Genomic DNA, 22065 nt, shown 5'->3' with positions numbered 1-22065 from the left:
GCACGGCTTCGGGCGGCGGGGGATGCAACACGCCCCGTCAGGGCGCGGCGGTGAGCGTTACTTGACGGCGATGGGGTTGACCGGCGAGCCGACCGCACCGGTGATGGGCAGCGGCGCGGCGGTGAGCCAGAACTCGTACACGCCGTCGTGGGCGCAGTCCGCGGCGAGCGCGTCGAGGTCCCACATCTCGCCGATCAGCAGTCCGATGTTGGGGATGGCGACCTGGTGCAGCGGCTGGAAGGCGTTCTCGAATTCGTTGGGCCGCACCTCGAAGCCCCAGGTGTCGGTGGCGATCGCGGCGATCTCCGTGCCGTGCAGCCAGCCTGCGGTGGTGAACGACAGGCCCGGCGCGGGCCCGCCCGCATAGTCGCCCCAGCCCTCTCGGCGGGCGCGGGCGAGGCGCCCGGTCCGTACGAGGACGATGTCGCCGCGCCCGACGGCCACCCCGTGCGCCGCGGCGGCCGCGGTCAGATGCTCCTCGGTGATGGCGAACCCGTCGGGCAACTCGCCGTCCACGCCGACCACTTGGCCCACGTCGAGGAGGACCCCGCGCCCGGCGACATACGGCGCCATGTGCTCGATCCCGGTGACGAGGTCGCCCTCGGAGGTGACGACCTTGTCCGCTCGCCGTCCGTTCCAGGCGAAACCATGGTCGAAGATGTGGCCGAGCCCGTCCCACTGGGTGGAGCACTGCAACGGCATGGCGATCACGTCGTCGGCACCGCCGATGCCGTGCGGGAAGCCCTGGTTGCCGAGGGCGGCGTCGGTGCCGGTGTCGAGCATCGTGTGCACAGGGTTCGTCCGCCGGCGCCAGCCCTTCTGCGGGCCGTTCATGTCGAAGGACTGCGACAGTGAGAAGCTGACCCCCCGGCGCACGAGCGCGGCACCTTCGCGCCGCTTGGCCTCGTCGAGGAAGTTGAGCGTGCCGAGTACGTCGTCCTCGCCCCAGCGCCCCCAGTTGGAGCAGGCCTTGGCGGCCTCGGCGATCGCGCCTTCCGGGTCGTGAGGGTCAAGAGTCATGATGCCTTCTCCGCCACACATCGGTTGCGCTGGACGCCCAGACCGGTGATCATGCCCTCCATGACGTCGCCGTCGCGCAGCAGCCGGCCCCAGTGCATGCCGTTGCCGGCCGGGCTGCCGGTCAACACCAGGTCGCCGGGCAGAAGCCGAGAGGTCTGGGAGATGTACGACACCAGTCGCGCGACCCCGAAGAGCATGTCCTTGGTGGACTCGTCCTGCATGGTGTCGCCGTTCAGCTTCAGCGTGACCCGAAGATCCTGCGGATCCGCGATCGACCCGGCCGGCACGAGCCACGGTCCGAGCGGGGTGAAGCCGGGGGCGTTCTTGCAGCGCAGCCAGTCCGTGCCGATGGCCTTCATGTCCCGGCGGAAGACGGTGGCACGGTCGGTGAGGTCGTTGGCGATCGTGTACCCGGCGACGTGTTCGAGAGCCTCCTCCACCGACACCCGGTAGGCGGGCTTGCCGATGACGGCCGCCAACTCCAGCTCCCAGTCCGGCTGTTCGGCCCATTCGGGCAGTACGACGTCGTCGTACGGTCCCGCGACGGTGCTGGGCAGGCCGATGAACACGTAAGGCAGGTCCTCGGCGGCCCGGCGGTCCATGACCGCGGCGATCTCCGCACGCGCCTCCTCGACCGTGCGCGGGTCGTCGGGGGAGCGGTGGGCGGCCTCCAGGTCGATCACGTGCTGCCGGTAGTTCGCGCCGGACTGGAAGATCTGGCGGGGCTCCAGCGGGGCGTGCACCCGCAGGCCCTCCAGCGGCCGCCAGTCGAGGGCGGTGTCGCCCGCCAGGGCGTGCAGCTGGGGGAGGGCCTGCTCCCACCGTTCGACCACGGCACGCACCTCGCGCGGCGCCCAGTCCAGGGCCTTGCTCAGGTCGAGTACGCGGCCCTCGGCCAGGAGGCCGGGGAAGGGGTCTTGGGCGTCCTGGGCCGAGAACGTGCCGAGCGCGAACGGGCCGGCAGGTTGCACGAGCGTTGCCATCAGATTTCCTCCTGCTGGGTTGCGGACTACTGTGACCCCGATCAACCAATCAGGGAAATCAATCCTGTGGATCCAACACATCCACGGCATGGATGGCTCTTAGGATGGCCGCCCTCGCCCTCAGCCCGGCAGCTCGCTCCAAGGTGGTAACCGGTGAACCTGTCCCGTCTCGACCTCAATCTGGTCGTCGCCCTGCGTGCGCTGCTGGAGGAGCGCAACGTCACCCGGGCCGGCGAGCGCATCGGACTGAGCCAGCCCGCGATGAGCGCGGCGCTGGCCAGGCTGCGCCGTCATTTCGGGGACGAATTGCTGGCCCGCACGGGGAACTCCTACGAGCTGACACCGCTCGGTGTCGCCCTGCGAGACCGCAGTGTGACCGCCTGTGACCTGCTGGAACGCGTCTTCTCCAGCCAGGCCGACTTCGACCCGGCGGCGGAGGCCCGGGAGTTCACGCTGTTCGCCTCCGACTACGGCACGGCCGTGTTCGGCGCCGCGCTCGCCCGCGCCCTGCACGACGAGGCGCCCGGCATCCGGCTCACCTTCCAGCACACACCGCCGTCCGTCGTGGAGAACCCCGCCACCTTGCTGAGCACGGTCGACGGCCTGCTGATCCCGCACGGCGTCATCGACGGCCTGCCGGCTGTCGACCTCCACCAGGACCGATGGCTGTGCCTGGTCGCCGACGACAACCCCGAGATCGGCGACGCCCTCACCCTCGACCATCTGGCACGCCTGCCCTGGGCCGTCTACCAGCGGCCCTACGACGCCCCCGCGGCCCGCCAGCTCAGCATGATCGGCATCAGCCCCCGGGTGGAGGTGTCCGTGCAGGCCTTCCAGCTGCTGCCCCACATGGTCGAGGGCACCCGCAGGGTCGCGATGATCCAGGAACGCCTGGCCCGAAGAGCGGTCCGCTCCGCCGCGGTACGCGTCCTGCCCTGCCCCTTCGAAGCCGTACCGGTGCGGGAGGCGATGTGGTGGCACCCGGTCCACGCCCAGGACGCGGCCCACATCTGGCTCCGGCAGAAGGCGGCAGAGGTGGGTGCGACGCTGACGGGCAACGGCCACGGGACGGCCGTACCCGGCGTCGGCCCCTGAGCGATGCGTCTGTGGGGGCCGGCGGCGTGCGAGCTCAGGCCAGTTGCTCGGGCAGTGGCCGGGAGCCGTCTACGGGCGCGCGGCGGCTGGCCGCCAGCAGTCCCGCGGCGACGAGAGCGGCAGCCAGTCCCAGCACGCCCACGGCGCCTGCGAGGCTGCCGACCGCCGACTCCACTGCGAGCAGCACCAAGGGGCAGACGAACTCACCGGCGAAGAAGGCCGCCGTCCACAGGCCAGTGCCGCGGCCGCGGTCCTCGTAGGCCAGCCGGGACATGGCACTGGTGAGCAGGGCGGGCAGCAGCATGCCCGTGCCCACACAGTTGATCACCGCCCCGGCGACCAGCAGCGGCGCGTTGCCCGCGAGGAACATCACCCCGAAGCCGACCGCGCAGACGCCGAGAACGGCCGGCAGCATCGCGTCCGGGGAGCGTTCGAGACGGGCGAAGGCGATCGCCCCGCCCACGGTCGCGGCGCTGGCGATCGCCGTGGCCAGCCCGATCACACCGGAGTCCTTCGTCCCGAGGCCGTCGAGCAGGTACGACATCTCCACCGGCACGGTGTAGAAGACCATCGCACCGAAGAAGGTCAGGGCGCAGACACCCCTCAACTCCCGCCAGGGGAACGGCCGTCGGGCCTTGACCGCGGCCGGTGCCTCCACGGCACCCGGGCGTGCAGCCGGGTCGGGCAGGGCGGTCACCATCAGCGGGGCGAGCGCCAGGCTCACCGCATACACCCAGAAGGGCACGCGCCAGCCCGCCGATCCGGCGGCGCCGCCGAGCACGAAGAACACGGTGGCCGAGGCAGAGGCGCACATGGTCTGCAGGGCGAGGTACCTCACCCGCCGCTGCCCCGAGTAGTAGTCGCCGATCAGAGTGGTGCAGCACGTCATGATCGCGGCCTCGGTGACCCCGACGAGCGCGCGGCTGGCGATGATGGCGCCGAGCGAGTCCAGCCAGAGCGGGGCGGTGCCGAACAGCGCGTACAACAGCGTCGCCACGATCAGCAGACGCCTGCGGCCGAGCCGGTCCACGATCACGCCGGCGAACGGGGCCAGCAGAGCCAGCGCCAGCGCCGGGACGGTCAGGGCGAGAGGCACCAGCGCCTTCGCACCCGGAACCGATCCGAAGTGGTCCTGCATCTTCGGCAGCACCGGCGCGATGAGCACCGCCCCGAGGATCGGCAGACAACTCCCCGCCATCAGCACGCCCACGCGCAGCAGATGGGCCGGACCCGAGACGGCTACGGGCGACGAAGGGGCGTCGTCGACCGCGGTGGCGGACGGCGGCGGGACGGAACCGGGCATGGCGACTCCAGGCAGGGTGTACGGAAGCGGGCATGCCTGTCAGGGGCGCCATCGGCGCACGGCATGCAGGGGACGGCCGCACGACGGCGACCGGTCCGGACAGCCGCGTGCGGGTAGCGACGACTATGGGCGCGTCCGGTGCCCGTCCGCCATCCTTGGCGCTATCCGAATCCCGTATCCGGTACATCCATGCGATGAATGAGCCGATCTGCGTTTGAAGTTTCAACCACAAGTGGGTAGAGTCCGCGCGCGGCTGTGGTGCCTCAACCTCCTTGCATCCAGGCGCGTGTGCCGAACGACGCACACGCGCGCGAGGCCACCGCGGCCGCGCCCCGCAGGGCTTGAACGAAGCCCTCCGATGTCAGGAGGGGGCCCTGAACGGCGAGGTGATGCGCGAGCGCCCCGTGCAGAACGTCACCCGCCCCCAGTGTGTCCGCCACACGGACCGCGGGCACGTCCACCGTCCCACCGCTGTGCGGGCCGGCCCACAGGATGGGCCGTCCTCCTCGGCTGACCGCCGACCAGCCGACCCCGTGCTCCCGCAGGAACCGCAGCGTGTCCCTCGGCGTGCGCGCGCCGGGCGGGCGGAAGTCGGCCGAGCAGACCGCCACATCGATGAAGGGCAGCAGATTCTGCGTACCGTTCTTCCAACTGCCCCCGTCGAAGACGGTCGGACGGCCGGCGGCGCGCGCGAGCCGGGCAGCGGCCACGGCCAGTTCCATGTGATGGCCGTCGAACTCCGCGATGTCACAGGCGGCCACCAACACGTCGAGATCGTCGGGCGGGCGGAGCCGGTGGCCTTTCGCATTGGTCGAGGCAACGGCACGTTCCCCGCTGGACGCGGTCACCAGAATGGAAGACACGGCCGGTGGCTCGACCGACTCCGCCGCCAGGTCCGACACGGTCACGCCCAGGCGGCCGAGGTCTTCCGTGATCCCGAGCCCCAGCGGATGGGAGCCGATCGCGGTGAGCAGCCTGGCCGTGCCACCCAGGTGGCTGAAGGCCGCGGCCGCGTTCGCCGCCGGACCGCCTGCCGCGACGACCTGCTCACGAGCCGTCAGCTTCTCGTTCGAAGCCGGGGCATGGTCCACGAGCTGGATGACGTCCAGCGTGCACAAGCCGACGAACAGCCCTTCGGGACGTCCCCTCGTCGCCGGCTCCACTCACCAGCACCTCCTCCTGCGCGGGTCTGCGGTCAGCGTAGGAACCGATGGAAACGGCAAGGACGACAGCGCCGCAAGCGCAACCACGAGGCACGCCCATTGGAGTACTCCCGCGCCGGGATGCCGTCATTGGGCGGTACATGACGTGCGGTGCGGCGCGCCCCGGGGTCAGATGGGTTGCGTGCCAAGCTGCTTCCGTCCTCAGCACGGCCGCTCGCGCTGGCGTCTCATCGCTGCCCTGACCGGCCTCCTCCTCACCCTGCCCGCAATGCCGCCCGCGTACTCCGCGGTCGGCCCCTGGCCCGAACCGGTACGCGGCGGCGCCTATATGGGAATGGGCGTCGGAAAGTACGAGGGAATGGGTGCGCACGCCGACCCCGATCCCGATCCCCCGCCCCAACAGGTCGGCCAGACCGAGGGCGTCGACGTCTCCAGCTACCAGGGCGATGTCGCCTGGTCCGCCTTGTGGAGCAGCGGCGCCCGGTGGTCCTACACGAAGGCCACAGAGGGGACGTCCTACCAGAACCCCTCCTTCGCTCAGCAGTACGACGGTGCCTATCGCGTCGGCATGGTCCGCGGGGCCTACCACTTCGCCGCGCCGGATTCCAGCAGCGGCGCCGCGCAGGCCGACTATTTCATCGACCACGGCGGGCGCTGGTCCCCTGACGGCCGGACGCTGCCCGGTGCCCTCGACATCGAGTGGAACCCCTACGGCGACGCCTGTTACGGCAAGTCCAAGAGCGGCATGGTGGCCTGGATCCATGCCTTCCTGAACCGCTACAAGGCCCGCACCGGTCGCAACGCCGTCATCTACACGGCCACGAACTGGTGGAACAACTGCACGGGCGGCTACAAGGGCTTCGGCTCCACCAACCCCCTGTGGGTCGCCCGGTACGCCTCGACGGTGGGTGAACTTCCGGCGGGCTGGTCCAGGTACCTGATGTGGCAGTACACCTCGTCCGGGCCGATCGTCGGCGACCACGACAAGTTCAACGCTTCCTCGGACAAGCTGCGGGAGTTCGCGGCCGGTCGACGGGCCGACGACTGACCGTCTCCTGTGCCGGCAGGGGCTGACCTTCGGCGCAGGCGAGGCCGCAGTGAGATACGGCCGGGCCCGCGCGTTCGGGCGTCCCGCAGGAACGGTCAGGGCCTGCGGGTTCGCGAGTGCAGCATGCGGCGGACCGTGTCCGAGCGTTCGAGGAGTGTGTTGCGGACCACCGGGGCTGCCTCTTCGGCGATCTGCTGGGCGGTTTCGATGTAGCCGGAGTCGATGGCGTGCGGTGGGAACAGGTGGCCCGTGAACACCATCGCCGGGATCATTCCACCCTGGTGCAGTTGGGGGATCGCCTCCAGGTAGTGCTGCGTGTAGGGAGTGAGGAGGGCGTCCTGGCCGGGACGCCAGAAGGCCGCCGCCACCTGGCCGACCGAGGAGACGGGGACGGCGCGGTCGACGACGAGCTTCTGCCAGACCTCTGCCTTCGCGGCGGCGTCGGGCACGGCGGCCCGTACGGTGAGGGCGCGGATCCAGGCGTCGGGGTCCGGGTCGCGTTCCAGCAGGAGGACGGCCTCGGACGAGACCTCCCCGCCCAGTTCGGCCGAGCGGACCAGCGCGCGCCAGTGCAGGTCGACGTCGTCGCCCGCCTGTTCGCGCAGCCAGGCGAGGTCCTCGGCCGTTGCGGCGGTACGGGCCAGCCCGCGCAGGGCGACCTGGCGGCGGCCGGGGTCCGCGGCGAGGTCCCGACAGGTCCTGGCCACCGCCGCCGTCAGCTCCGCGCGATCGCCGGGCGGCGCCCACAGCTCGGCGATGTTCGCGGCGAGTGTCAGATACGGCTCGATCACGGCACTCGACGTCTCAGCCGCAAGGACCGCGGTGATGCACTGCCCGGCTTCCACGGCCGTGGCCTCGCCGGTGATCAGCATGTCCCACACGGTGGCGGCGGCCACACCCCGGGAGATGGCCGTGGGCAGGTCCGCGGCCGCACGGAAGAGCGCGTTTCGGGTCGTGGGGTCCGGGCGGACCGTCGCGAAGGTCAGGTCGTCGTCGTTGATCAGCAACACGTCCGGCGCGGGAGGCAGGCCGACGACCGGAGTACGGGGCTGCGTCACCTCGATGCGCACCAGGGCCCGGCGTTCCAGCGCCTGTCCGTTCCGGGCGTACGCGCCCACGGCCAGAACCTGTGGGCGTGGGGTACCGGCGGCCACCAGCGTGACGGCCGCCCCGTCGCGCTCCAGCGAGAAACGGTCGGTGCCGGCCGTCGCCAGCCAGGCGGTGCGCCAGTCGTCCAGGTCCCGCCCGCTCGCCTTGCCGAGGGAGTCGATCAGGTCCTGGAGCGTGGTGTTGCCCCACGCGTGGCGGGCGAAGTAGGCGGCCATCCCGGCCCGGAAGCTCTCTTCGCCGACATACGTCATGAGCTGCTGCAGGACGGAGGCGCCCTTGGGATAGGTGATGTTGTCGAAGATCGACGCGGCCTGGGCCACGTCCTGGATGGGTTGGTGGATCGGGTGGGAGACCGGGCCCTGGTCGGCCAGATAGGCCGTCAGTTTGTCGCCCGCCAGGTGGCCCGCCCAGGCGTCGGTGTACCGGGTGGCGCGCTCGGCGGCCCAGTGGCAGGCGAACTGGGCGAATGCCTCGTTCAGCCAGAGGTCGTCCCACCAGCGCATGGTGACGATGTTGCCGAACCACATGTGCGCCATCTCGTGCAGCAGCACCTTGGCGAACAGCTCCCGCTCGGCCGGTGTCGGCGTGGCCCTGCGCAGGAACGCGTCCGACCAGGTCACGCAGCCGTAGTTCTCCATCGCGCCGCCGAACTCGGGCATGAACACCTGGTCGTACCTGCGCTGCGGGAACGGCATCGCGAAGGCCTCGCCGTAGAAGGCGAGGCCCTGGCGGGTGAGGGTGAAGATCTCCTCGGCGTCACGGTCGAGGACGTCGGCGAGCGAGCGGCGCGCGTACAGGCCCAGGTCGTGGCCGTCGGCCTCGCGGCGGACCTCGTGGAAGGGTCCCGCGTTGACAACGGTGTTGTACGTGGACAGGGCCGGGGTCCTGGGGAAGGTCCAGCGGCGAGCCGTGCCCAGCTCCTCGACGCGTGCCCCGCCGGAGTTGCTGGTGACGGTCCAGGCCGTGGGAGCCGTGACGGTGAAGGCGTGCGGCGCCTTGAGGTCGGGCTGGTCGAAGCACGCCCAGACGAACCGGGCCTCGTCCGGTTCGAAACTCATCCACACATAGACCTCGCCGTCGGCGGGATCGGTCGCCTTGTGCACGCCCTCGCCCGTGGCCGTGTCGGCCTGGACGCTCTCCACCCGCAGCACGTTGTGCCCGGCCAGGGCGGGCAGGGGGATCCGGCCGTCACCGCCGGGAGTGAGAGCGGTGCCGTTCAGCGTGGCGCGGACGACCTCTGCCGCGCAGTCCACGAAGCTCTCGGCGCCCGGCTCGTGGCAGGTGAAGGTCACGGTGGAGACGCACCGCACCTCCGGTCCGTGGGGCAGCGCCGTGAGGTCGACGTCCACGTCGTACCGCTCGACGGTCAACAGCGAGGCCCGGCGCTCGGCTTCGGTACGGGTCAGGCTTCGGATCCCCATGCATCCTCCTCTGCAGACAGCGGGCGTCAGCGTATGCCGGACGGCGACGGCTCGCGCAGGGTTTTCCGGACCGCCGAACGGGGGCCGGGCGCCTGGCAGTTGGCATCGCGGCGGGGACGCGCACGACAGGAAGAAGTCGGACTCAGGTGTGCAGGGCGGGGCGGTGGACGAGTTCCTGGATGCGGCCGTCGAGTGTCCGGCTCTCGATGAGCGCCAGGTCGAAGTCGGCCGCACCTTGGAAGATCGGGTCCAGCCCGGTCCGACCGGTGATCACGGGGAAGAGCGTCACCTGGACACGGTCGACCAGACCGGCCGCCATCAGCGCCCGGTTCATCGACAGGCTGCCGTGCGAGCGCAGCGGCACCTCGGACTCCTCCTTGAGCCGGCGACGAGGTCGACGTCGTCGCCGCCGACGACGGTCGCGTCCGGCCAGTCGAGAGGTTCCTCAAGGGTGGTCGACACCACCGTTGCCGGCAGGTTCCTCATCCACGTGACCCATGGGTCACGCACGTCGGACCCCTCGGTGCTCGCGGCCGGCATCCTCGCGAACACCCGATAGGCCTTGCTTGCCCCAGTACCCGGTCCAGTCACCGCCGGCGGCGACTGGACCGACTCATGAGCTCGGTGGCGGCGCGGGGTGCGCCGGGTGGCGGTTTCGGCAGCGCCTGTCCGGGCCGGGGGGCAGTGCGTCCTACGGTGCGTAGGCTTTCATGGGGCCGTCGGGCTGGTTCCTCCGGCGCTGGGGCAGGCGTGGCGGGCTGACGAAACCCTCCGCGCAGGCGCTGGCCAGGCCGATGCGCGGCAGGTCTGCGCTCTTCTCGAACAGCAGGAAGCGGGGCTCCCAGACCGGGCGGTACTTGGCGTTGGCGCGGTAGAGGGACTCGATCTGCCACCAGCGGGAGAAGAAGGTGAGGATCGAACGCCACAGCCGCAGCACCGGGCCGGCGCCGAGGCGTGCGCCGCGCTCGAAGACTGAGCGGAACATGGCGAAGTTCAGCGATACCCGTCGTACACCCAACTCCTGGGCGCGCAGCAGCAGTTCGACGACCATGAACTCCATCAGGCCGTTCTCGCAGCCACGGTCGCGGCGCATCAGGTCCAGCGACAGCCCGTGCTCGCCCCAGGGCACGAAACTCAGCAGGGCCCGCAACTCGCCTTCGGCGTCCCGGCACTCCAGCATCACGCAGGATCCGTCGCCGGGGTCGCCGAGCCGGCCGAGTGCCATGGAGAAGCCGCGCTCGGTCGCTCCGTCGCGCCACCGGTCGGCCCGTTCGATCAGCGTGGCCATCTCGGCGTCGGGAATGTCGGCGTGGCGGCGGATACGCACGGTGTACCCGGCCCGCCGCACCCGGTTGTGCGCCTGGCGCACGACACGCATGGCGCGGCCGTCGAGGGTGAAGTCGGCGAGGTCCACGATGGCCTCGTCGCCGAGTTCGAGGGCGTCCAGGCCGTGCCGGGCGTAGATCGTGCCGGCCTCCTCGCTCGCCCCCATCACGGCGGGCGTCCAGGCGTGGCGGCGGGCCTCGGCGAGCCAGGCGTCGATGGCGCCGGGCCACGCCTCCGGGTCGCCGATCGGGTCGCCGGAGGCGAGGCTGACGCCGCCGACCACGCGGTAGGCGACGGCGGCCTTGCCGGTCGGCGACCAGATGACCGCCTTGTCACGGCGGAGCACGAAGTATCCGAGAGAGTCACGCTCACCGTGCCGGTCCAGCAGCGCGCGCAGCCGCACCTCGTCCTCCGCGCCGAGCAGGTCCCGGCCGCGGGGCGAGCGGAAGCAGACGTACAGGACCAGGCAGAAGCTCGCCGCGACCATGATGTTGACGATGACGTCCACCCAGCGAGGCGCCTGCACTGCATGCACGCGGTCGGCGAGCGGGCCGACGCTGATGCCCCGCAGCAGCGTGTACGCGACCTTGTCGAACAAGGTGGCGCCCTGCAGTTTGTTGGTCGCGCCGACCAGCAGTGTGCCGATCGTGCCGCTGACCAGGATGCCGCCCGCTCCGAAGGCGAGCGCCAGCTTCGGGTTGGACCGGTCCCCGATCGCCTTGAACTCCCGTCGCCCGATCACCAGCGCGGCCACGAACAGGCCGGTGAGCAGGGCCGACGCCCAATTGAAGAGGTGCGCGCGGAACGGGTTCAGGGTGAGCGCGACGGCGTACAGGATGAACAGCGGCCCGGCGAGGGCCATGTTGACCAGCCAGGCGGCCCGCTTCCCGCGCCGCATGACCAGCGACAGGAAGATCGCGAATGCGGCCGAGACCAGGCCGGCGGTGGCCAGGTACGGCGTGAAGTACTCGCCCGCGTGGTGCGCGTGGAACCGGTGGGCGGTGTGGGAGGCGTAGATCCGGCCGGTGTTGTGCTCGTCGACCTCGCGCCGGAACGGCACGGACACCACCGCCGCGATGTTGAGCAGGGCGATCAGCCGCAGGTACCAGACGGTGAATGCGGCTGCCCGTGCCCGCAGCCGGGAGGGGGCGGGCGGTTGTTCGGGGACGGTGCGTCGGCGGGGGATCAGGGCCGACTGCTGCTGGGCGGTCATGACTGGGGTCACCTTGGGGAGTGGGCGGTGCGGATCGGTGCAGGTGGAGACGGGACGTGGGGACGGCCGTCGCGTGCCGGACCTCTTTTACCGCGTAGTCCGAACGAAAGCCAGCCGGAGGCCCACGGAGCCCGAGGCGGGGGTGGTTGCCCGCGGGGGGTGCGTCGACCGGCTGCGGCGGGCAACTCCCGGTCCGAGGCCGACAGGGCGGCAAGCACCTCGCTCTCCGCCTCGCGCTCGAAGCACTTTGCGCATGTCTCTTCCTGCGTGCTTGTCGTCCGCCGCGCCCTACGCCTTGTAGGGCGAGAGAACCTTACATCTTGTAGGACTGAAAGGGCAGACGATGACCGGCCCTGCCGTCCGGCGGGGGCACTGCGGGCGCATGCCGGGCACAGTGGAGGAGAGGGGACACCTCTCGGTCTCTGCGGCGGCGGAAGGGGCGACAGTGATGGTGCGGCGGCTCGCGGCGGTGGTGCTGTGCGGCGTGCTGTCGGCCGCCGGGTGTTCGACGGGGGACGACAGCCCCGTACCCGCCCCGCGTTCGCTGCCCCCGCAGAGCCGGTCGGCGGCACCCGCCGGGCAGGGGGACTGGACGACGTACCACCGCGACGGGCTGCGCAGCGGGTACGCCCCTGGCACTCCGGCGCTCGGCACGCTCCGGCCGGCCTGGACGGCCCGGCTCGACGGCGCGGTGTACGGCCAGCCGCTCGTGGTGCGCGGCAAGGTGGTCGCCGCCACCGAGAACAACACCGTCTACGTCCTCGCCCCGGACACCGGCCGCGTCCTGTGGCACCGCCACCTGGGCACACCGCAGCCGCGATCGGGCCTCGGGTGCGGAAACATCGACCCGCTGGGCATCACCGGCACTCCCGTGTACGACGCCTCCACCGGGCTCGTCTTCGCCGTCGCCGAGACCGACGGCGGGCGCCACCGTCTGGTGGGGCTGGACCTGGCCACGGGCCGCGAGAAGGTGGACCGCGAGGTGGAGCCCCCGGCCGGTGACCGGTCGGCGCATCAGCAGCGTGCCGCGCTCGCCCTGCTGGCGGGCCGGGTGTACATCGGGTACGGCGGGCTGTACGGCGACTGCGGGTCCTACCGCGGCTCGGTGGTCTCGGTTGAGGTGACCGGCTCGGGTCCCGTCACCTCGTACACCGTGCCCACCCACCGCATGGGCGGCATCTGGGCACCGGGCGGACCAGTGGTCGACGGCGGGCGGCTCCTGGTGCCCGTCGGCAACGGCGAGTCCACCGGCGGGAGTTACGACGGAACGGACTCCGTCCTGGCGCTCTCCGCCGGTCTGCACCGCACCGACTACTTCGCTCCCTCCAGATGGGGGCGGGACAATGCGGTCGATGCCGACCTGGGTTCCCTCACCCCGGTCCGGATCGGCCGCTTCGTGCTGACGGTCGGCAAGAGCGGCACCGCCTACCTGCTGGCCGCCGACCACCTCGGCGGCATCGGCGGGCAGCTTGCGCAGACCGACGCCTGCCCGGCGTACGGAGCGGCGGCTTTCACCGGCAGCACTGCCTTTGTGCCGTGCTCCGACGGGCTGCTGCAGCTGAAGGTCCGGGCGGACGGCACGATGACCACCGGGTGGCGGACGGCGCTGCGGCGGGCGGGCTCGCCCGTGATCGGCGGCGGCGCGGTCTGGGTCACCGACTTCGAGGCGGGCACGCTGTACGCCCTCGACCCGCGCACCGGCCGGGTCCGACAGCACCTGGCGGTCGGCGACCTACCGAACTTCGCCTCGCCCGTGCTCTCCGGCGACCATGTCTACCTCGGCACCCGGGCCGGCGTCAGCGCGCTCTCCGGCGCGTAGACCGACGGCCGGGCGCCGGTGCGCGGGGACGGCGACTCGCTCCTCCGTACGGCCGTCGTTCGGGCCCTCGGCCGTGACCTCGCGGGACCGCGCGCCGACGGTGGCCTCTGCTGACCTGGAGGACTGCAGGGCAAGGCGCGTGGAAGGTCGCCATCGTCACCGACAAGGGTGTGGGGCACGAGGTCGCCGTGAATGCCGCTGGCGGCAAGGTCACCCGCGTGCGACTTTCGGGCCGCGTCGGCGGCCTGCCTCAAGTCGGTCCCGCTACGTCGCCGTTGACGTGGCCGGAGAGCCGACGGGCCGAGTGCGGGCGATTCGCGCATGTCCCTGCCCGGCACCACCATCACTCTCGCCCGCACCCCGGCACCGGATTCCACGTCGCCGTCCAAGGCCCGGGATGAGCGAAGCTCAGCCGGCCGCGCACGTGACTTCGACCGCTTCGGGCGCTCCGCAGACTCCCACCACGACGGCACTGGCCTCGCCCTGTCAATCGTTCGCCAAGTCGTCCACGCCTCCCGCGGCGAGGTCACCCTCGATGCCGCCAGCCTGACCATCATCATCGCCACCGCCTCGGCCGTCGGCGGCACCGGACCGCTGAACTCCGCCGCCCAGGCCGCCGAGGCCCTCAAACCGGTAGCAGGTCAGAACGCGGAACTCCTCTTCGCCCTCGGCCTGATCGGCGCCTCCGCCCTGGCCGGAGCCGTGGTCCCGCTCTCTGCCAGCTACGCCATAGGCGAGGCCGCGGGTGTGGAACGCTCCGTCTCCCGCAGCTTCCGCGACACCCCGCTGTTCCTGGGCCTGTTCACCGCCCAGATCGTGCTCGGCGCCACGGTCGCCCTGACACCGGTCGACGTCATCCAACTGCGCATCGGCACCCAGGTCCTCCAGGGCCTGATCAGCCCCGTCGTCCTGGTGTACCTCCTGGTGCTGACCAACCGCCGCTGTGTCCTCGGCCCCGCCGCCAATGGCTCCCGCTACCGCATCGCGGCCACCGCCGTGGTCGTCGGAGTCGGCGCCATGTCCACCATCCTTCTGGCCCAGACAGTGCTCGGCTGGTTCGGCCTCACCTGACGCCACACACGGGGATCGCCCTTGCCGCACGTCATGACTGCGAGCCTTCGAAGTCCCTCGGCGCCTGGAAGCCGCCGAGCTTCGGCTCGAGCAGTTCGGCCAGCCGCAGCGGGGTGCGGTCCTCGAACATCGGACCGATGAGCTGCACGCCCACCGGCAGCCCCTCGGGGGACCGGCCCGCGGGTACGGCGGTGGCGGGCAGCCCGGGCATGGTGGGCAGACCGGCCCAGACGAGCTGGTCCAAGTACGGGTACTCGACGCCGTCGATGTCGAGCCGGCGACTCATCAGATCGGGGTTCTGGTCGTGCGGGAAGGCAGGAGTGGGCGTGACGGGACACACCACGGCGTCGAACTCGGTGAAGACCTGCCGCCAGCGGTGGCGGTGCAGTTCACGGCGGTCGTTCGCCTCGATCCAGCCGCGGTGGCTGAGCACCATGCCGCGCAGCCGCTCCGCATCGAGACTCCGGTCGTCCGCGCTCAGTCCGGCAGCATGGTTTCGCAGCTGCTCGTACGTTTCGACGGGAAGACGGGAAGCAGAGCTCGAGAACAGCAACTGCGTGTAGATCACGGCGGCTTCGGTGAGATCGGGCAGCAGTGGACTGCGGCGTTCGACGCGGGCGCCGCCGTCGGCAAGCGCGTCGGCCACCCGGTTCACGGCTGCCCGCACAGCGGACCCGGTCGGAATGAGCGGATGCTCGTCGAGGACCAGGACTCGGAAGTCACGGAGCCGCTCGTGGCGCGCGGGCGGCAGCCGCAAGTCGTGCGCCACACCCAGCGTCAGTGGGTCCGGTCCGGCCATGACGTCGAGCAGGAGCGTGAGGTCGCGGGCACTGCGCGCCATCGGACCGACGACAGCGAGGTCGAGTTCGGCCGGGAACGCCGGTGCGGGCGGCGGGAGCATCCCGCGGGTCGCCGCCAGCCCGAGGGTCGGCTTGTGTGCGTAGACACCGCAGAAATGCGCCGGGGTGCGCAACGACCCCCCGATGTCGGAGCCGATGGACAGCGCGCCGAACCCGGAAGCCAGGGCCGCCGCTGATCCGCCGGAGGACCCACCCGCCGTACGGCCGTGATCCCACGGGTTGTTGGTGGTGCCGTAGACCTCGTTGAAGCTCTGTATGTCCTGGAGTCCCAAGGGCACATTCGTCTTGCCGAGCACCACCGCGCCTGCCGCCCTGAGCCGCGACACCTGCACCGCGTCCTCGGCCGGTATGTAGTTCCGGTGCAGCGGTATGCCCCAGGTCGTGGGGAGCCCGGCGACGTTGTACGACTCCTTGACGGTCACCGGAATGCCGAGCAGCGGCCGGTCCTCACCGCGGGCCCGGGCCTGGTCGGCGTCACGCGCCGCGGCCCGGGCACGGTCGAAGTCCGGCACGCAGATGGCGTTGACCGCCTTGTCGTCCCGCTCGATACGGGCGATCGCCCCGTCGGTCAGTTCAGCCGAGGTCACCTCACCGGCACGCAGGGCAGCGGTGAGTTCTTCGGCCGTCAGAAAGTTCCACTCCATGAATCGGACCGTATCGGCCTCCGGGAGAGGCCACGAAATGCCGCTTCGCGCAAGGAGAATATTTGAGTATCCGTCACTTCCCGCTCCGGCCACGGCAATTACTCCACCGCCACAGCTCATGCCTCCTCGGCGGAAATCCCTTGGCGATGGACCTGCAGGTCATGTCCGTACTCCCGCCTTGCCCCGGTCCCGCGTGGGTTCGGCGAGGTATGCCTCTGCGCGCACCCGGCCGCAGCGAGGGGTCATGCAGGCACGCCCGGTATCCCGGATCGAGACGGTCCCCACCATCAAACGTAATGCGGTATGCGTATGGTGCATGAGATTTGCGCGGTAGAGTCGGCATCATGGGTATGAGCCTCGAAGAGCGGGTGCGATCGGCGGTGGCGGCGCTCCTGCATGCGGCCGGCGAGTCGCAGACCGAGCTGGCCGCCGCCCTGGGGGTGAGCCAGGCCCAGGTGAGCCGCCGTCAGTCCGGCACAGCCGCCTGGAGTCTGACCGACTGTGAAGCGGTCGCCGCGCACTACGGCATCGACGTCCTCGAACTCCTGGCGGGACCCACCCGGGCCACGGAGGCACTGCCTGCCGCGCGCCGCCGCGTTCCCGGCCAACGCCCTGCAGCGGTTGAAGGAGGCGTGTGATGACGGACTTCGGCGCCATCGACGCGCTGCTCGCCGGTGCCAAGAAGGAGGTGGCGCTGCCTCCCGTCGAGGAGCGGCGTGCCCTGCGCGAGGAGCTGAACGTCTCGCGCCCCCAGCTTGCGCAGGCCCTGGGGGTGAGCCCGTCCACGGTAGGGGGCTGGGAGTCCGGGCGGGACCCGAGCGGCGAAGTGCGGGAGAAGTACGCGTACTTCCTTGAGGGAGCGAAGGCCAAGCTGGCCGCCGAGGCGCCAGAGGCGGCCGCGGAAGTCCCGGACGAGGAGCCGGAGGACGATGTTCCCGCGGATGCCGGGCAGACCGTCGACCGGGGCGATGACGTCGACGTGCTCGCCTCCCCGCAACCGTGTGTGCTGTGCGGGCACCTGGCCCGCCACCAGGTCGCGGGATTCCCCCAGCACCTGGATCCCGCAGAGTGCCAGGCCGTCGCGCCCGCACAGGCGAACGAGCCCGCGGCGCCGGAGAGGCCTGCCGTGCGCCCGGAACCCTCGCGTGCACAACCCCCCGGCCGGCAGGGGCAGGCGGAACGCGGTGTCCGGGTCGTGCCCGTCGGCCGCCGCATGCAGACCGCGGACACCCCCGACCTGATCGGCTCCGCGGTCGCGACCGCGCTCGCCGAGCACTCCGGTGACGTGGAAGCTGCGACCAAGGCGCTGGTGAAGCGGGCGATCCCGGACGCGATGGCGCTGCTGGACCACAGCCGCAAGGGCGGCCGCTACGAGATCGTCGCCCATCCGTGGCTGCCCGACATCCTGCGCAAGCAGTCCTCCCGCGGCGCGGACCAGATCTGGGAGGCCCGCCCCAAATGGGCGCGTCCCGAACTGCCGTCCGGCGTCCACGAGGTCACCGCGCTCGACATCAACGGCGCCTATCTGAGCGCCCTCAAGACCCACCTGCCGCTCGGCCAGCTGGAGCACTCCACCGGCAACCAGCACAACCCGCGCCGCGCCGGCGTCCACCTGATCACCCCGCCCGACTGGGACCACGAGGCCTGCCTGCCCAACCCGATCGGCAACCGGGACGAGCCGGGCCCGCTGTGGGTGACCGAACCGACTCTGCGGCTGCTGCTGCGGATCTCTGGTCCGAAGTACGGGCTGTGCGATCCGCCGGAGATCCACGAATCGTGGACCTCCGGGGCCACCGAAGGCCTGCTGGAGAAGTTTCGCGTAGCCCTCAAGGATGCCCGGGACCGGGCGATCGCCGAAGACGACGAAGTGACGCTGGAGTACGTCAAGGCGATGTACTCGAAGTTCGTCTCGACGCTGGGGGAGTCGAACTACAACCGGGAGCTGTACCGCACCGACTGGATGCACCTGATCCGCTCGCAGGCCTTCGCGAACCTCTGGTGGAAAGCGCACCGCGCCTACGACCAGGGTCTGACGGTGGTCCGCGCGATGGGAACCGACGAGCTGCACGTGATCGGCGACTGGCGCGCGGTCTTCCCGGAGGGCCGCGGCGTCACCGAGGTGAAGCTCAAGGACGTCTACACCATCGACACCGAGCCCACCCCTGCCGACGAGCGCGACGACTGAGGTGATCTGCGGTACCGGCTGGTCTGCTCGGAGCGCATGTCTCAGATGACGGCGACGGGCACAAGCGCCGGGGACGCCACCTTCGCCGGCAGACTCCGCAGGCCAAAGCCCGGTCCGGGTGTACCCCGGTCCCGGCAGCGCCTCCATGGGTGAACTCCTCCCTCAGAAAGTCCGGTTGGCCTCGTTGACATCTCATCAGCTCAGGCGTTTCACTCGACACTCGTGGATGGCAACGTTGTCAGGTTGCACAGCGAGCTACCGACAACGTTGTCTGTCGTCGGCGCTGAGTGCTTCCAGGAGCGCCGGCACCTGATGTGCGAAGCACGAACTGCTGCGGAGGCAACCGATGGTGAGACCCCGACGTTCCGCTGCGCCACGTGACCGAAAGAGACGCCGTCAGCACCTGGCGGCAGTCTGCGTGTTGGGCTTGGTAGCCCTTCCGCTCACGGCAGCGGGCAGCGCCGATGCCGCGAGCACCGCGACGCCGGCCTTCGTGAAGGATCCCGCGTCCCTCGTCAACCCCCTCATCGGCACGTCCGGTGCGGTGGACACCTTCCCCGGTCCCGACATGCCGGCCGGCATGGTGCAGTGGGGCCCCGACACGACGCCCCACCGCCCCGACGGCGGAGGCTACGAGTACAACGACAACAAGCTCTCCGGCTTCAGCCTCACCCATGTGTCGGGCCCCGGCTGTCCCGTCGCGGGCGACCTGCCGATCCTGCCGGTGACCGGCGCGCTGTCCGGCAGCCTCGGCGATACGTCCGTCGGCTTCAAACACAGCGACGAGCAGGCGGGCATCGGCTCCTACAAGGTCACTGACGCGAACGGCGTCAAGACGGAGTTGACCGACACCACCCGCGCAGGCCTGGGCCGCTTCACCTTCCCGGCGGGCCGGCAGGCGAACTTGCTGTTCAAGCTCAGCGGCGGCGCCACGCAGGTGGACGGAACCCGCGTCCAGGTGGTGAACGACCGCGAGATCAGCGGGGCGATCGACAGTGGTCACTTCTGCGGCGCGAACAACAGATACACGCTCCACTTCGACATCAAGTTCGACCGGCCGTTCACCGAGAGCGGCACCTGGGTGGGCAGCACCATCAACCCCGACGCGACGTCACTGAAGGCGGGCAAGGTCCGGCAGCCCCCGCAGAGCTCCCGGTCGGCCCCCCTGAAGGAGAGGCACTTCACCGTCCCGGCGAAGCCGGCCCCCACGATCCACGGCAGCGGTACCAGGGCCTCCGGCACACCCTCCCCGTCACCGAGTGCCGGCGCGGTACCCCGGTCGTCGGGCACGGCCAAGGCCGCCCAGCCGCCCACGACCGGCGCGAACGGCATGTACCTGACCTTCGACACCGCCTCCGACCCCACGGTGAGCGCGAAGGTCGGTGTCTCGTACACGAATGACGCGGGCGCGGCGGCCAACCTCGCCGCCGAGATCAGGACGTGGAACCTCGACACCGTCGAGCAGGCCAACCACCAGGCCTGGAACGCTGTGCTGAACAAGCTCCAGATCGGCGGCGGCACCTCTGACCAGCAGGTTCAGTTCTACACCGCGCTCTACCACGCGCTGCTGCACCCGAACGTCTTCTCCGACGCAAACGGCCAGTACATGGGCATGGACAACCAGATCCACACGCTGGCCAAGGGCCAGAAGGCCCAGTACGCCAACTACTCGGGCTGGGACACCTACCGCTCCCAGACCCAGCTGATGGCGATGGTCGAGCCCAAGGTCGCGAGTGACGTCGTCACCTCGATGCTCAACGGCTACGACCAGACGGGTCTGCTGCCCAAGTGGGCCTCGAACAACGGCGAGAGCTACGTCATGGTCGGTGACCCGGCCGCCGGCATCATCACCGCCGCGTACGCCTTCGGCGCGACGGACTTCGACGCGAACAAGGCGCTCGCCGCTCTCCAGCACGAGGCCGCCGTCCCCAACAACAACCGCCCGGGGGAGTCGGTACGGGACGCGAAGGGCTACCTCCCGCTGGACGAGAACGACTACGGCTGCTGCAACTTCTACGGTCCGGTCTCCACGCAACTGGAGTACGACTCCGCCGACTACGCGCTGGCCGCGTTCGCGAAGTCCCTCGGCAGGACGGATGTCTACGAGAAGTTCGCCACCCGAGCCCAGGACTGGATGAACGTCTTCAACCCGCAGACCGGCTATCTGCAGGCCAAGAACAAGGACGGCCAGTTCGCGGGCGGATTCACCCCCGGCACCTCCAACGGCTTCGTGGAGGGCACCTCCGCCCAGTACACCCCCATGGTCCCGTTCAACCTGCAGCAGCTCATCCAGGCACGCGGCGGCTCCCAGGCGTACTCGTCCTTCCTGGACAGCCTCCTCGGCAACATCACCAGCCCCGGCAACACCAACGCCGACCTGAGCAACGAGCCCAGCGTGGAGATCCCCTGGGAGTACGACTACACGGGCCGGCCGTGGAAGACCCAGGCGGCCGTCCGCGAAGCCCAGCAGAAGCTGTACTTCAACGCCCCGGTCGGCTCCTTCGGCAACGACGACCTCGGCGCCATGAGCTCCTGGTACGTCTGGTCCGAACTCGGCATGTACCCCGAGACCCCGGGCACGGACACCCTGGCGCTCGGCAGCCCGGCGTTCCCGGTGGCCCAGGCGACCCTCGCCGGCGGCAGGACGGTGCGGATCAACGCACCGCAGGCCGCACCCGACGCGCCGTACGTGCAGTCGCTCAAGGTCAAGGGCAAGGACTGGAACACCTCCTGGCTGACGTACGGGCAGTTCAAGGGCGCGGGGAGCATCGACTTCACGCTCGGCACCCAGCCCAACACCTCCTGGGCGTCCGACCCGTCGGCGGCACCGCCTTCGGACACCACGGGCGGCAGCCGGGTGCTGGCCGCGACCGGCCCCTCCAGCGACGGCCTGGTGCTCCAGCCGGGCGCGTCCGGTGACGGCACCCTCGACCTGACCAACCTCGGCAGCAAGGCCGTCACGGTCGACTGGAAGGCCACGGCGCCCTCCGGCGTCACGTTGGACACGTCCTCCGGCTCGCTGACCGTGCCCGCCTCGGGCGATGCCGAGGCGAAGATCCACGTGACGGCGGGCACGAGCGAGGGAACCTACCCGGTCACCTTCACGCTGACCGACCGCGGCAGCGGCGCGACGCTGAGCGGGGCGACCCTCCGCGTGGCCGTGGCCAAGGCCGGTGCGCTGTGGCCGTACAACACCAACGAGGGCATCTATCCCGACGGCGCCACCTTCTCGGGCGGCTTCGACAACGACGGCTGGGCGTTCTCGCAGAACGCGCTGTCGGCGGCGGGTGTCACGAGCGGCTCGACCGTCACCGTCGACGGCATCTCCTACACCTGGCCGACCGTGACATCCGGTCAGCTGGACAACCTGGAGATGGCAGGGCAGACCATTCCGATGCCGGCCGGTACCTCGGGCGCGTCGCTGGGTCTGCTCGGCGCGGCGACCAACGCGTCGGCCGACGGCATCTCGGGCACGGTGACCGTCACCTACACCGACGGCACCACTTCGAAGGCGACGGTCGGCTTCTCGGACTGGACGCTGAACGGCGGGTCCGGCAAGCCGATCGAGGGGAACACGACGGCCGTCACGACGTCGTACCGCAACACCGCGAGCGGAGGGCGGGACAACGTCAAGACCTACGCCTTCGCCACGAAGGTCCCGCTTGATGCGTCCAAGCAGGTGGCGTCGATCACGCTGCCGGTGACGGGGGCGTCGGGGGCCAACCACCTGTTCGCCTACGGCTTCGGGCAGTAAAGGCCCTGGCGGCACTGATGATGCGGGGCTGCTTCCCGGGCGTCCGCCCG

General features: G+C 70.7%; 14 protein-coding genes and 1 pseudogene. 7 read left to right on the top strand and 8 right to left on the bottom strand.

Features of this window, described 5'->3' with window-relative positions:
• Nucleotides 1–57 precede the first annotated feature (57 nt).
• Together ACWDAG_RS27330 and ACWDAG_RS27325 are read right to left on the bottom strand one after the other, a co-directional pair.
• The gene (locus ACWDAG_RS27330; RefSeq protein WP_450698206.1) at nucleotides 58–1020 is read right to left on the bottom strand and encodes a cyclase family protein; all 963 of its coding nucleotides are present in this window, start codon (nucleotides 1018–1020) and stop codon (nucleotides 58–60) included.
• Nucleotides 1017–2003 carry a fumarylacetoacetate hydrolase family protein gene (locus ACWDAG_RS27325; protein WP_450698205.1) on the bottom strand — a complete coding sequence of 329 codons (987 nt, stop codon included), beginning with the start codon at nucleotides 2001–2003 and terminating at the stop codon, nucleotides 1017–1019. The genes ACWDAG_RS27330 and ACWDAG_RS27325 overlap by 4 nt, the downstream gene beginning before the upstream one ends.
• Before the next feature lie 153 nt (nucleotides 2004–2156).
• Here ACWDAG_RS27325 and ACWDAG_RS27320 point away from each other — a divergent pair, with 153 nt between their 5' ends.
• On the top strand, nucleotides 2157–3098 hold the full coding sequence (locus tag ACWDAG_RS27320) for a LysR family transcriptional regulator (protein WP_450698204.1): 942 nt from the start codon (nucleotides 2157–2159) through the stop codon (nucleotides 3096–3098).
• Between the two features lie 34 nt (nucleotides 3099–3132).
• On the opposite strand, the gene ACWDAG_RS27315 is transcribed toward ACWDAG_RS27320, so the two are convergent.
• Nucleotides 3133–4401, bottom strand: a complete 1269-nt coding sequence (locus tag ACWDAG_RS27315) for an MFS transporter (RefSeq protein WP_450698203.1) — start codon at nucleotides 4399–4401, stop codon at nucleotides 3133–3135.
• 263 nt (nucleotides 4402–4664) lie between these two features.
• A complete protein-coding gene (locus ACWDAG_RS27310) occupies nucleotides 4665–5564 on the bottom strand; it encodes a PfkB family carbohydrate kinase (RefSeq protein WP_450698202.1) in 900 nt (299 codons plus the stop codon).
• A 172-nt stretch (nucleotides 5565–5736) separates the two neighbouring features.
• On the opposite strand from ACWDAG_RS27310, the gene ACWDAG_RS27305 reads away from it, so the two are divergent.
• Nucleotides 5737–6612, top strand: coding sequence for a lysozyme (locus tag ACWDAG_RS27305; RefSeq protein WP_450698201.1), 876 nt, complete (start codon nucleotides 5737–5739; stop codon nucleotides 6610–6612).
• A gap of 95 nt (nucleotides 6613–6707) precedes the next feature.
• Here ACWDAG_RS27305 and pepN read toward each other — a convergent pair whose 3' ends face one another.
• The 3 genes and pseudogenes from pepN to ACWDAG_RS27290 all read right to left on the bottom strand — a co-directional run bounded on the left by pepN (nucleotide 6708) and on the right by ACWDAG_RS27290 (nucleotide 11682).
• Nucleotides 6708–9143, bottom strand: coding sequence for an aminopeptidase N (gene pepN / locus ACWDAG_RS27300; RefSeq protein ID WP_450698200.1), 2436 nt, complete (start codon nucleotides 9141–9143; stop codon nucleotides 6708–6710).
• 142 nt (nucleotides 9144–9285) lie between these two features.
• A pseudogene (locus ACWDAG_RS27295) lies at nucleotides 9286–9744 on the bottom strand (dihydrofolate reductase family protein); the annotation flags it as partial.
• Between the two features lie 90 nt (nucleotides 9745–9834).
• Nucleotides 9835–11682, bottom strand: coding sequence for a phosphatidylglycerol lysyltransferase domain-containing protein (locus tag ACWDAG_RS27290; RefSeq protein WP_450698199.1), 1848 nt, complete (start codon nucleotides 11680–11682; stop codon nucleotides 9835–9837).
• 382 nt (nucleotides 11683–12064) lie between these two features.
• Here ACWDAG_RS27290 and ACWDAG_RS27285 point away from each other — a divergent pair, with 382 nt between their 5' ends.
• Nucleotides 12065–13501 carry an outer membrane protein assembly factor BamB family protein gene (locus ACWDAG_RS27285; protein WP_450698198.1) on the top strand — a complete coding sequence of 479 codons (1437 nt, stop codon included), beginning with the start codon at nucleotides 12065–12067 and terminating at the stop codon, nucleotides 13499–13501.
• A 321-nt stretch (nucleotides 13502–13822) separates the two neighbouring features.
• A complete protein-coding gene (locus tag ACWDAG_RS27280; protein ID WP_450698197.1) occupies nucleotides 13823–14572 on the top strand; it encodes a divalent metal cation transporter in 750 nt (249 codons plus the stop codon).
• 31 nt (nucleotides 14573–14603) lie between these two features.
• On the opposite strand, the gene ACWDAG_RS27275 is transcribed toward ACWDAG_RS27280, so the two are convergent.
• Entirely contained in the window at nucleotides 14604–16076 is a 1473-nt protein-coding gene (locus tag ACWDAG_RS27275) for an amidase (protein WP_450698196.1), read from the bottom strand.
• Nucleotides 16077–16420: 344 nt separating this feature from the next.
• Between ACWDAG_RS27275 and ACWDAG_RS27270 the strand changes: the two genes are divergently transcribed.
• From ACWDAG_RS27270 to ACWDAG_RS27260, 3 genes are all read left to right on the top strand, one after another.
• Complete coding sequence (locus ACWDAG_RS27270; RefSeq protein WP_450698195.1) at nucleotides 16421–16714, top strand: helix-turn-helix domain-containing protein; 294 nt, start codon at nucleotides 16421–16423, stop codon at nucleotides 16712–16714.
• A complete protein-coding gene (locus ACWDAG_RS27265) occupies nucleotides 16714–18261 on the top strand; it encodes a helix-turn-helix domain-containing protein (RefSeq protein WP_450698194.1) in 1548 nt (515 codons plus the stop codon). The genes ACWDAG_RS27270 and ACWDAG_RS27265 overlap by 1 nt, the downstream gene beginning before the upstream one ends.
• A 493-nt stretch (nucleotides 18262–18754) precedes the next feature.
• Entirely contained in the window at nucleotides 18755–22015 is a 3261-nt protein-coding gene (locus ACWDAG_RS27260) for a lectin (RefSeq protein ID WP_450698193.1), read from the top strand.
• Nucleotides 22016–22065: the final 50 nt, after the last annotated feature.

The sequence above is a fragment of the Streptomyces sp. NPDC001157 genome (genome assembly GCF_053598255.1).
The sequence above is the reverse complement of the archived record's forward strand: the minus strand, read 5'-3'. Positions and strand labels throughout refer to the sequence as shown.

Excerpts from the sequence above, each read along its gene's own strand:
- ACWDAG_RS27330 (WP_450698206.1), bottom strand. The coding sequence starts at position 1,020 with ATGACTCTTGACCCTCACGACCCGGAAGGCGCGATCGCCGAGGCCGCC.
- ACWDAG_RS27325 (WP_450698205.1), bottom strand. The coding sequence starts at position 2,003 with ATGGCAACGCTCGTGCAACCTGCCGGCCCGTTCGCGCTCGGCACGTTC.
- ACWDAG_RS27315 (WP_450698203.1), bottom strand. The coding sequence starts at position 4,401 with ATGCCCGGTTCCGTCCCGCCGCCGTCCGCCACCGCGGTCGACGACGCC.
- ACWDAG_RS27305 (WP_450698201.1), top strand. The coding sequence starts at position 5,737 with ATGGGTTGCGTGCCAAGCTGCTTCCGTCCTCAGCACGGCCGCTCGCGC.
- pepN (WP_450698200.1), bottom strand. The coding sequence starts at position 9,143 with ATGGGGATCCGAAGCCTGACCCGTACCGAAGCCGAGCGCCGGGCCTCG.
- ACWDAG_RS27290 (WP_450698199.1), bottom strand. The coding sequence starts at position 11,682 with ATGACCGCCCAGCAGCAGTCGGCCCTGATCCCCCGCCGACGCACCGTC.
- ACWDAG_RS27285 (WP_450698198.1), top strand. The coding sequence starts at position 12,065 with ATGCCGGGCACAGTGGAGGAGAGGGGACACCTCTCGGTCTCTGCGGCG.
- ACWDAG_RS27280 (WP_450698197.1), top strand. The coding sequence starts at position 13,823 with ATGTCCCTGCCCGGCACCACCATCACTCTCGCCCGCACCCCGGCACCG.
- ACWDAG_RS27275 (WP_450698196.1), bottom strand. The coding sequence starts at position 16,076 with ATGGAGTGGAACTTTCTGACGGCCGAAGAACTCACCGCTGCCCTGCGT.
- ACWDAG_RS27270 (WP_450698195.1), top strand. The coding sequence starts at position 16,421 with ATGGGTATGAGCCTCGAAGAGCGGGTGCGATCGGCGGTGGCGGCGCTC.
- ACWDAG_RS27265 (WP_450698194.1), top strand. The coding sequence starts at position 16,714 with ATGACGGACTTCGGCGCCATCGACGCGCTGCTCGCCGGTGCCAAGAAG.